The sequence below is a fragment of the Oerskovia sp. NPDC056781 genome, assembly GCF_042789955.1.
In the GTDB taxonomy this organism is placed as follows: domain Bacteria; phylum Actinomycetota; class Actinomycetes; order Actinomycetales; family Cellulomonadaceae; genus Oerskovia; species Oerskovia rustica.
On the sequence record NZ_JBHUAD010000139.1, the window covers coordinates 1 to 10,513 of the forward strand.

General features: G+C 72.3%; 6 protein-coding genes. 1 reads left to right on the top strand and 5 read right to left on the bottom strand.

The features are described from left to right. Window positions 1–334 precede the first annotated feature (334 nt). The 3 genes from pxpB to ACFRCR_RS12525 form a co-directional block, all read right to left on the bottom strand. Entirely contained in the window at window positions 335–2,020 is a 1,686-nt protein-coding gene (pxpB, locus tag ACFRCR_RS12515) for a 5-oxoprolinase subunit PxpB (RefSeq protein WP_377677928.1), read from the bottom strand. Beyond that, window positions 2,017–2,802 (bottom strand): LamB/YcsF family protein, encoded by a 786-nt coding sequence (locus ACFRCR_RS12520; RefSeq protein WP_377677930.1) that lies wholly within the window; start codon window positions 2,800–2,802, stop codon window positions 2,017–2,019. Before ACFRCR_RS12520 ends, pxpB begins: the two co-directional genes overlap by 4 nt. A 126-nt stretch (window positions 2,803–2,928) precedes the next feature. Then, window positions 2,929–3,120: a DUF1059 domain-containing protein gene (locus tag ACFRCR_RS12525; protein WP_193721289.1), complete on the bottom strand. Its 192-nt coding sequence runs from the start codon at window positions 3,118–3,120 to the stop codon at window positions 2,929–2,931. A gap of 179 nt (window positions 3,121–3,299) precedes the next feature. Here ACFRCR_RS12525 and ACFRCR_RS12530 point away from each other — a divergent pair, with 179 nt between their 5' ends. Further along, the gene (locus ACFRCR_RS12530) at window positions 3,300–3,899 is read left to right on the top strand and encodes a GNAT family N-acetyltransferase (protein WP_377677932.1); all 600 of its coding nucleotides are present in this window, start codon (window positions 3,300–3,302) and stop codon (window positions 3,897–3,899) included. 166 nt (window positions 3,900–4,065) lie between these two features. Here ACFRCR_RS12530 and ACFRCR_RS12535 read toward each other — a convergent pair whose 3' ends face one another. Continuing rightward, window positions 4,066–9,585 (bottom strand): ThuA domain-containing protein, encoded by a 5,520-nt coding sequence (locus ACFRCR_RS12535; protein ID WP_377677933.1) that lies wholly within the window; start codon window positions 9,583–9,585, stop codon window positions 4,066–4,068. Window positions 9,586–9,764: 179 nt separating this feature from the next. Next, window positions 9,765–10,513: hypothetical protein (locus ACFRCR_RS12540; protein ID WP_377677935.1), on the bottom strand; the 749-nt coding region annotated here is incomplete at its 5' end.

Consider the following 10,513-nt stretch of genomic DNA (forward strand, 5'->3'; position numbering starts at 1 on the left):
ACCATTGGCATTAACTATCAAGCACACTGTTGAGTTCTCAAGCAACCGACACGCACCGACTCCAACCCACCAGGGGCCTTCACTCGGGGCAACTTCTCTAACCTACCAGACTCATTCCCGCGTCTCAACTTCGCCGTTTCCGGTGAAGCGGAGTCGGCTGAGCCGACCGCCCCGACGACTCTCACTGACACGCAGAGGTGTCCTGAGAAGATCTGAAGGGTGGCCACCCGGGGGATCCAGCCACTTCGCGGCGGCTCCGAAGAGCTTCGCAGTGGTGTCTGTTCCTCCCTGCCGGGCTGACGTCCAGAACACTACGGGGTGCCCGTCGCCCCCGTCAACTCGCCTCCCGGAACCGCAGCCGGTCCCCCGGACGGAGCTGCGCGGCGACGTCGAGCGCGCCGGCCCGGACGACACCGATCACGGGATAGCCACCCGTGACGGGGTGGTCACGGAGGAAGAGGACGGGTTGTCCGTCGGGCGGGACCTGGATCGCGCCGGGCACGAGACCCTCGCTCGGCAGCTCTCCGCTCCGTCGTCCGATCCGCCCACCCGACAGCCGGAGGCCGACCCGGTTGCTCGCGTCCGTCACCTCGAACGTGGTGCCCAGGAGATCGCGCCAGGCGACGTCGTCGAACCACGCCTCCCGCACCCCACGACGCACCGCCAGCTCGGCGATCCCCGTCGCCGCGGCGCGGGGCGCCGCCAGGTCGACCACGGGCAGACGTGACGGTCTCGGCCCGATCGCCAACCGGTCCCGCGCGCGCAACGGCGCGGGCCCCAGGCCGGCGAGGACGTCGAACGATCGCGACCCCAGCACAGGCGTCACGTCGAACCCGCCCCGGACCCCCAGATACGTCCGCGTCCCTCGCGGGGCGAACCCGAGGTGCAGCTCGGCTCCTGGGCGCACCTCGAGCACCGCCTGCATACCGACCGGCGTGCCACCGAGGGTCGCCGGCGCCGTCGCCCCCGCGAGCGCGATCGTCGCCCGTTCGTGGAACCTCAGGGCCAGCCCCCCGAGCGTCACCTCGAGCACCGCGGCGGAGTCGTCGTTGGCGAGCAGGCGGTTGAGCAGGCGCAACGCCCCCTTGTCCGCGGCGCCTGACCTCCCCACCCCCGACGACGCCCAGCCCGGCCGCCCTTCGTCCTCGACGAGCGTCAGCGGCCCCGTCGCGAGCACCTCGACGCCACCGGCACGGTCACCCTCGGCAGGCCTTCGGTCACCCCGGACGGGTATCGCGTCACCCTCGGCGAGCTTCTGGTCACCCTCGGCGGAGTGCGCGTCACCCCCGGCGACACCACCGTCACCCCCGGCGGACAGCACGTCACCCTCGGCGACCGCAGTGTCACCGTGGGTGTCTCCCGGCAGCCGGTCGACCTCTCGGAAGCGCACCCTCGTCCCCGCGGTCAGGAGCGCGGGCGGGTCGCGGTCGACGTCGAACAGCTCGACGTCGGTCCGGCCCAGCAGGCGCCACCCGCCGGGGGTCGCACGGGGGTAGACCGCCGTGAGGTCGCCCGCGAGCGCGACCGACCCGGCCGGCACCCGGGTCCGCGGGGTCGCGAGGCGGGGCGCGGCGATCCTCGGGTCGACCTCGGTCAGGTATCCGAAGCCCGGCATGAAGCCGCCGAACGCGACGACGTACTCCCGCCCGCTGTGGCGCGCGACGACCTCGGCGACGGACAGCCCGGCCCACGCGGCGACGTCGGGCAGGTCCTGCCCGTCGTAGACGACCGGGATCTCCACGAGGCGCCCCTCCCCCTGCTGCGCGACCGCGCTCCGAGACGCCCACGCGGCCCGGACCGCGTCCTCGACCCGGGCCGTGTCCGCGGTGGTCGCCGCGTCGTCCAGCAGCACGAGCACCGTGCGCGCCGCGGGCACGACGTCCACGACGTCCGGCACGGCCGCGGCGCGCAGCGCGGCGGTCAGGGCGTGCACCTCGTCGAGCCCCGCGAGGTCGACCATGAGCGCGTGGTCGCCATAGGCACCGATGCGCGGCCCGCCCGACACCCCCGGCACGGTCACCGCCCGGTCGCCTGCACGACGACGCCGCTCGCCTCGAGCACCCGGCGCACCTCGGTCAGGAGCGCGACCGCGCCGGGGGTGTCCGAGTGGACGCAGACCGAGTCGGCCTCGACCGTGATCTCGCTGCCGTCGGAAGCGACCACGACACCCTCGGTCACCAGGCGCAGCGCGCGGTCGGCGACCTCGACCGGGTCGTGCAGGACCGCGCCGTGTGTCCCCCGGGGCACGAGCGACCCGTCGGGCGCGTATCCGCGGTCGGCGAAGACCTCGTGCACCACGGGCAGTCCCGCCCCCCGGGCGAGCCGGAGCACGGCCGACCCCGACATCCCGACGACCGGCAGCGTCGCGTCGTAGGCGGCGACCGCGTCGACGACCGCGCGGGCCTGCTCCTCGTGCCGGACGATCGCGTTGTAGAGCGCGCCGTGCGGCTTGACGTACCGGACCCGGTCCCCCGCGAGGCGCGCGAACGCGTCGAGGGCGCCGATCTGGTAGACGACGTCGGCCGTCAGCTCGGCGGGCGTCACCGCCAGGAAGCGCCGCCCGAAGCCCGCGAGGTCGCGGTAGGCGACGTGCGCGCCGATGCTCACGCCCCGCTCGACGGCCGCGCGCGTGGTCGTACGCATGATCATCGGGTCGCCCGCGTGGAAACCGCACGCGACGTTCGCGCTGGTCACGAGGTCGAGGAGGGCGTCGTCGTCCGCGAGCGCCCACGGCCCGAACCCCTCGCCCAGGTCCGCGTTGAGGTCGATGCGGCGCGCGACGGGCGCCGGGAGGTGCGTCATGTCCCCATCATCGTCGAGAGCACGCGCGTCGGCCGTGACCCGCGGGCCACGACCGGCTGTGCTGTCACCTGCTGTCACCTGCTGCCAGGTGCTCGGTCTGGTGCTCGTCTCGTGCTGTCGGGCGCGTCAGGCCATCGACGGCTCGGCGTCGACCAGGTCGGCACGGATCTGCTCCCTCAGCTCGGGCGTCGGTTCGTGCCCGTGCTTGCTGATCATGTGGTCGTATGCGGCGTCGAGGACTTCCTCCTCCTCGCCGGCGATCGTCAGCGTGCAGTTGATGACGCTGGGCGTGGTCCGACAGTCGACCATCTTCCTCATGTGTTCTCACCTCCCCTCACGCGGGCCCCGTCGTCGGGGCTCCGGCGGGGGCGGCGTCCGTGGGCTGGGCGGGCGACGTCTCCGGTCCTTCCACCGTCCTCCGGGCGGGGCGGGGTGTCAACGGCCCGACGGCGGGACGCCCCTCCCGCTCGTGGGTGCGGCCGGGTAGATTTCCGCGGGTGACGACCTCCCTGCGCACCGCGACCCCTGCCGACGCCGACCGCCTCGCGGCCCTGGCCGCGATCACGTTCCCCCTCGCGTGCCCGCCGGATTCCGACCCGGCGGCGGTCGCCGAGCACATCCGCACGCAGCTCTCCCCGGAGAGGTTCGTCGCGTGGACCGCGAGCGCCGACCACGCGCTGCTCGTGGCCGAGTCGCCCCGGTCGCCCCGGTCGCCCGACGGGGCTGCCGAGGCCGGAGGGTCCGACGCGTCCGACGGCGCCGGAGACCTGGTCGGCTACGCGCTGCTCGTGCGCGGCGTGCCCGACGACGCCGACATCGTGGCCGTCGTGGGCGACGAGCCGACCGTCGAGCTGTCGAAGATCTATGTGCACCCCTCGTCCCAGGGCACGGGGGTCGCGAGCGACCTCCTGCGGGCCGCGCTGGACGCGGCACCGGCCCTCGTCCCGGACCGGGCCGTGTGGCTCGGCACCAACGGGGAGAACGCACGGGCCCAGGCGTTCTACCGCAAGCACGGGTTCTCGTTCGCGGGTACGCGCACCTACGTCGTGGGCGGCGAGGCGCACGACGACGTCGTGATGGTGCGCCCGCTCGACTGAGCCCACGCCTGGGTCGCGCGCCTGGGCCGCGCCGTGCTCCGGGGTGAGCGGCGCCGTCGGGCAGGGCGTCCCAGTACCCGCAGGCCCCGGACGACGGACGGGGCGGGAACCCTGAGGTTCCCGCCCCGCCCGCTGCGGACCGTCAACCGGTCAACCGGTCACCCGGTCACCCGCAGCTCGTGGCCCCGTAGGCGACGTCGAAGGTCGCGGTCCGACCCCCGGCCGTCGCCGTGACCTGAGCGGCCCCTGCCTCCACCGCGCCGGCACGCGCGCTGAAGGACTGGTGCGCGGACTTCCCCGGCAGGACGCCGAGGAAGGTCTTGGTGCCGAACGGCGTGGCGACGACGATGTCCGCGGGGACGTCCTCGTCGTTCACGACGCGCACCGAGACGTTCGCCGTGCGCCCCACGCACTGGGACTTCACCGTGGAGGTGACCTCGACCTCGGGCTCCGGCTCGACGGTCAGGTCCTTGACCTGGACGTTGCGGAACGAGACGTCGTCGCCGTTGCCGTGGTTCTGCAGCCCGATGAAGCCGGACGACAGGTCGCGGGACGGCTCGGTCGAGGTGAAGTCGTTGATCAGCGTCCCGTTGAGGAACACCCGGATCCGCTGACCCTCGACCCTGATCTCGTACGCGTTCCACTCCCCCGGCGGCTTGAGGACGGCGTCGCGGGCCGCGAGGTCCGCGCTCTGGAACGTGTAGATCGCACCGGTGGTGCGGTCGTCGGCGTCCGTCGCGTCGATCTGGATCTCGTACCCCTGGTCGACCGCGACCCACGGGTCGTCCCCCGGGTCGGGGAACCCGACGAAGACGCCCGAGTTGTCGTCCCCCGCCATCTTCCAGTCGAGCGTGAGGCTGTACGCCTCGAGCTCCTCGGGGTACCAGAGCAGGCCCATGCCACCGGTGGACAGCATCGAGCAGTCCTCCTGGAGCACGAACCCGCCCGGGCCGGCCATCTTCCAGCCCGCGAGCGACTCGGCCGTGCCGTCGAAGAGCATGCGGTAGCCCTCGGCCGGGGTGGCCGGCTGGCAGACCTCGGGCTCGTCCTCGACGAACGTGACGTCGCCGAACGCGACCGTCGTGGGAGCCGTCTGGTTCTTGCCGAGCGCGAACGGCCCCGGGGCGATGCCCGCGAGCGTGTCGTTCGTGACCGGCGCGAGGTCCGTCCACGTGACGCCGTCGAGCGACCAGGACCCCGTGAAGGTGTTCCCGTCGCGCGTCAGGCGCACGTGGTAGGTCTTGTCGGCCTCGCGGGGCAGGTCGGACACGCCGGGCTGCGGGTTCTGGACCACGTCGCCCTTCTCGCTGCGCACCTCGAAGCCGACGGTCCCGTTGCCGCCACCGTTGTGGATCACGCCCACCTTGACGTAGTTGGCCTGGTCCTTGAAGACCATGAGCCCGCCCTGGTGGTAGTTCTGCGTGAGGTCGGCCGTGATGGTCGTCTCGACCGTCCACGTGTCACCCGTGACGACCTTGTTGCGCAGGATGTTCGGCACGGTCGAGTTGGTCGCGCCGAACACGTCGTCGTCCGTGGTGGTCAGGCGCAGCGCGCCGTCGCTCACCGCGAGCCTGGACGCGTCGGGGTTGACGACGTACCAGCGGCACGGGTCGAGCTCGGTGCCCTCGAACGTGTCGCTCGCCGTCGTGCCCTCGCACACGGGCGGAGTGGTGCCGTCCACGAGGCGCACGTAGTCGAACGCGACGTCGATCTGCGCCGCGCCCGCGAGCTTGCCGAGCGCGAACACGCCGACCCCGGCGTCCTTCGCCGCCGGGTTCTTCACGCCGCCCGGCAGCGCGGCCCAGGTCTGGCCGTTGTCGACCGACACCTGGCCCGTGAACGTGTCGCCCGCACGCGAGAGCCGCAGCTGGTACTCGCCGTAGACCGGCTTGACCAGGTTGTCGATCCCCGGCTGCGGGTTCTGCGTGACGTCGCCGACCTCGCTGCGCAGCTCCGCGCGCACCGACCCGTCGTCGTTGCCCACCACGTCGAGCTTCACGTAGTTCTTCTCGTCGAGGTAGACGATGATGCCGCCCTGCTGCGCGGACCTGGCGAGAGGCGCCGTGAACGACGTCTCCACGGTCCAGGTGTCGCCCGGCTGGTCGGTCGTGACGATGTTCGGCACGGGCGAGTTCGCCGTCCCGTAGAAGTCGTCGTCGGTCGTGGTGACGACCCACTTGCCGTCGCGGACCTCGGCGAGGTCCGGCCGGTAGCTGTGGACGTCCCACCGGCACGCGTCGATCGACGCGCCGAGGAACTCGTCGACCGGGCCACGCTGCGGGTCGGTCTCGGTGCACTCGAGCGTGCCGAACGTCGTCACCTTCACGGTGCCCGACGCCGAGGCGCCGGCCGGGTCGGTGACCGTCACCTTGGCCGTGAACGCGCCACCCGTCGTGTAGGTGTGCATGACCTGCGCGCCCGTGCCGGTCCCCCCGTCGCCGAAGTCCCACGCGTAGGTGAGCGCGTCGCCGTCGGCGTCGGTCGCGGCGGCCGTGAACGTCACGTCGAGCGGGGCGTCACCTGTGGTGGGCGTGCCCGTGACCGACGTGACCCTCGGCGCCACGTTGTTCGCCGCGCCCTTGCCCGAGAAGTGGAGCGAGTCGACGTCGAACATGTCGCCCGTGCCCCCCGACGCCGAGCGCGCCACGAAGAACAGGGTGTTCGTGCCGCCCGGGTCGGTGATCGGCACGACGTCGGAGGACGCGTGCGTCTCCCAGCTCCCTGTCGAGCCCATGGTGATGGTCCCGAGGAGCGGACCGTCCGCCGCTCCCACGCGGACGTCGATCAGGCCGCCCGCGTTGCCCGACGTGTAGCGCGCCGAGATGCCCGTCACGTCCTTGAGGTTCATCCGGTCGAACGCGAACCAGTCGCCCGCCGCGATGTAGCCGAGCTGCTTGGCTCCCTCGGCCGCTGCCTTGTCGACGACCTGCACCCCCTGCTGCGCCGTGAAGTACTCGGCCTGCTTGGTCCGTGTGTGCAGCACTGCCTCGTCGTCACCGGTCAGCGAGGGCACCCCCTCGGCCCCGCCGTCGGTGTAGGTCGCGTTGACCACGCCGAAGATGTTGGCGTCGAGGCCGTGCCCCTCGTCCTTGGCCGTCGTGAGGACGCCCTCGCAGCCCGTCGCGCTCGAGAGCGGGTGGCCGTGGTTGTCGTGGCCGAGGATGTACTCGACCACGACGTTCCGGCAGTCGACCTGGTTGCCGTCCTCGGCGTCGGTCACCGTGACCTTGAAGGGCACCTGGTCGCCGAAGTCGAAGAACTGGCCGTCCTGCGGCAGGTCGAGCGTCACCACGGGAGCGGTGTTGCCGACCGTGATGGTCGTGGTGGACACGCCCGTCTTGCCGTCGGGAGCGGTGACCGTCAGGCGGGCCGTGTACTGCCCCTTGGCGGTGTACGTGTGCGTCACGACGGGCTCGGTCGAGTCGATCGTGCCGTCCGAGTCCACGTCCCATGCGTACGTGAGGGGCAGGTTCTCGGGGTGCTTGGACCCCGAGCCGTCGAGGACGACCTCGAGCGGCGCACCGCCGTTGGTCACCGACGCCTCGATCTCCGCGACGGGAGAGCGCGAGCCCTTGACGTAGTCGATGCGATAGACCGCGGAGTCCGCGGCGCCCCCGAAGTAGCCGCTGCCGTAGTCGAGCACGTACAGCGAGCCGTCCGGGCCGAACTCCAGGTTCATGGGACGACGGATGTTCAGCCCGTCGAGCGCCGGGACGAAGCCCGCGGGGCTGCCGTCCTCGTTCAGCACGGCCTCCTTGATCCACGCACGGTCCCACTCGTAGAGGAGCGGCTTGCCGTCGTAGTACGCCGGGAACTTGGTCTCGGAGACGAGGTCCGGGTCGTAGTCGTAGACCACGGCGCCCATGGGCGACTCGCCGCCCGTGCCGAACGCCGGGACGGACCCGCCGTCGTAGGGCTGCCACGCCGCGATCGCCGGCGGCAGGTCCACGAGACCCGTGTTGCTCGGGCTCGTGTTCTTGGGCGCGGCGCAGTCGAACGCCGCCCCCGAGGTGCCCGTGGCGAAGTCGTGGTCGACGTAGGGGACGTTGTCGCCCACGCAGTACGGCCAGCCGTAGTTGCCCGGCTCGGTGATGACGTTGAACTCGACCGAGCCCCCCGGTCCACGGTTCGGGTTCGCCCCGCCCGCGTCCGGACCGTAGTCACCGAGGTGCACGTAGCCCGTGGTCCTGTCGACCGAGAACCGGAAGGGGTTGCGGAAGCCCATCGCGTAGATCTCGGGACGGGTCTTGTCCGTGCCCGGCGCGAAGAGATTGCCGTCCGGGATCGTGTACGTCCCGTCGTCCTTCATGGTGATGCGCAGGAGCTTGCCGCGCAGGTCGTTCGTGTTGCCCGAGGAGCGCTGGGCGTCGTAGGCCGGGTTGCGCGTCGGGCGCTCGTCGATCGGCGTGTAGCCGTCCGAGGCGAACGGGTTCGAGTCGTCGCCCGTCGACAGGTAGAGGTTGCCCTCGGCGTCGAAGTCGATCTCGCCACCCGCGTGGCAGCACGTGCCGCGCGAGGCCTCGACCTCGAGGATCTTCTGCTCGCTCGCGAGGTCGATCGTGTTCTGGTCCGTGAGCGTGAAGCGCGAGAGCTGGTTGTAGCCGTCGAAGGCCGCGAACGACCCTGGACCCGTGCCGTTCTCCGGGGCGTCACCCGCAGGAGTGCTCAGCCTCGGCGCGTAGTAGAGGTAGACCCAGCGGTTCTCGGCGAAGTTCGGGTCGATCGCGACTCCCTGGAGCCCGTCCTCGTCGTGCGAGTACACCGGGATGGTGCCCGCGAGCGAGGTCGACGCGTCCGCGGTCGTGTACCAGACCCGGCCGTCGCGCGAGGTGTGCAGGACGTCGCCCTCCGGCAGGACCGCGAGCGCGATGGGCTCGCCCGTCTTCTCCGCGCCCTTCGCGAGCGTGATCTGCTCGTACGAGCTGTCGACGGTCGCGCCGCACTCGGCGTCGACCGCTCCCGCGGCGGTCTGGATGCCACCCAGCAGGTGCTGGACGAACGCCGGGTCGGCGTACGACTCCTGCGTATGCCCACCACCCGTGTACCAGGAGCGGCCCCCGGCCACCTCCTGGCACCAGGCGGTCGGGTGGTCGGCGCCCATGGCGCCCCCACCCGGCGAGTACGTCGACTCGTCGAGCGTCGCGAGCACGTGCACGTCGCCGCGCGGGTTCTCGCGGAAGTTGTACCACTCGTCGTACCGTTCCCACGAGGCCGGCAGGTGCGCGGTCGAGGGGTGGTCCTTGTCCGCGACCACGACGGTCGCGGTCTGGTTCTGCGGGTGCGCCGAGAAGTACGCGCCCACGAGGTCGCCGTACCAGGGCCAGTCGTACTCGGTGTCGGACGCGGCGTGCACGCCCGCGTACCCGCCGCCGTCGGCGATGTACGCCTCGAACGCGGCCTGCTGGTCGGCGTTCAGCACGTCGCCGGTCGTCGAGAGCCACACGACCGCGTCGTAGCCCGCGAGGTTCTCCTCGGTGAAGGCCCCCGCGTCCTCGGTCGCCGTCACGGCGAAGTGGTTGTCCTGGCCGAGCTGCTTGATCGTCGCGATCCCTGCCGGGATCGAGTCGTGCCGGAACCCGGCGGTCTTCGAGAAGACGAGCACGGAGAACTCGTCGTGGGCAGCGGCGGGGGGCGCCGTCAGGGCCAGGGTCGGGGCGGCGAGCGTCAGCGCGACGAACGCGCTCACCCCAGCCCGTCTTCTTCGGTGTCGTACGGTCACAGCTTTCTCCCTTGAAAGTCGATCGTCGTCCTCCGCGGCGCCAGTGCCGCCGGTCCTGCGTCCGTCCTCACCTCCTCGTGCGCACGGTGCCCCTGGGCGCCCGCCGGGACTCGGCCCACCCGCAGGTGGTCCCGGCGGGCACCGGTCTAGTGGTCGCTCCCGCCCAGGCTCGCGGCGCCGTCGCCTGCGTCGTCCGGGTGGAGCGGGAGGAACACGTGGACGTGTCCCTGGTCGGCGCCGACGCTCAGCTCGTCGAGCTGGGTCGCGGCCATGGCCCACGTGTCGGCGGCGCGCAGCCGCAGGTCGGCCGCGAGCGCCAGGAGCTCGGCACGGGCAGGCTCGGCCGCGCCCTCGGCCAGGACGAGCGTGTCGACCGTGTCGCCCAGGAGCGCGATCGAGACGCCCAGCCCGTTGCGCGTCACGTTGTACCCCGACGCGCCGGTGGGCAGCGCCTCGGCCTCGGTCGTCAGGGCCGCGAGGTCCTCGCGCCAGGTCGCGACCTGCTCGGGCGTCGCGGGGGCGCCGGGCGATCCGTCGAGCGGCAGCGCCACGGACAGGTCGTTCATGGTCGGGACGAGACGCTCCTGGGCGGAGAGCGCGAAGTCGGTCACGACGCCCAGGTTCTCGGCGTCGCGAGCGGCCTCGGCAGCCTCGAGCTCGGCCACACGCGCGGGGTCGACGGCGTACGCGCCGGACGCTGCGTCGTCGGGCCCCCCCGTGACGGCCCACACGACCAGCGCGGCGACGACGCCGACGACGACGACCACCGCGGCGACCGCGAGCCACGCGCGGCGAGCGCGCGAGAGGTTCCCCGGCCACCGGGCGCTCGTGCGCTCCGGGGGCCGCTGCTGGGGACGGCCGGCACCGTCCCCGGACCGGGGGCCCGCTCCCCGAG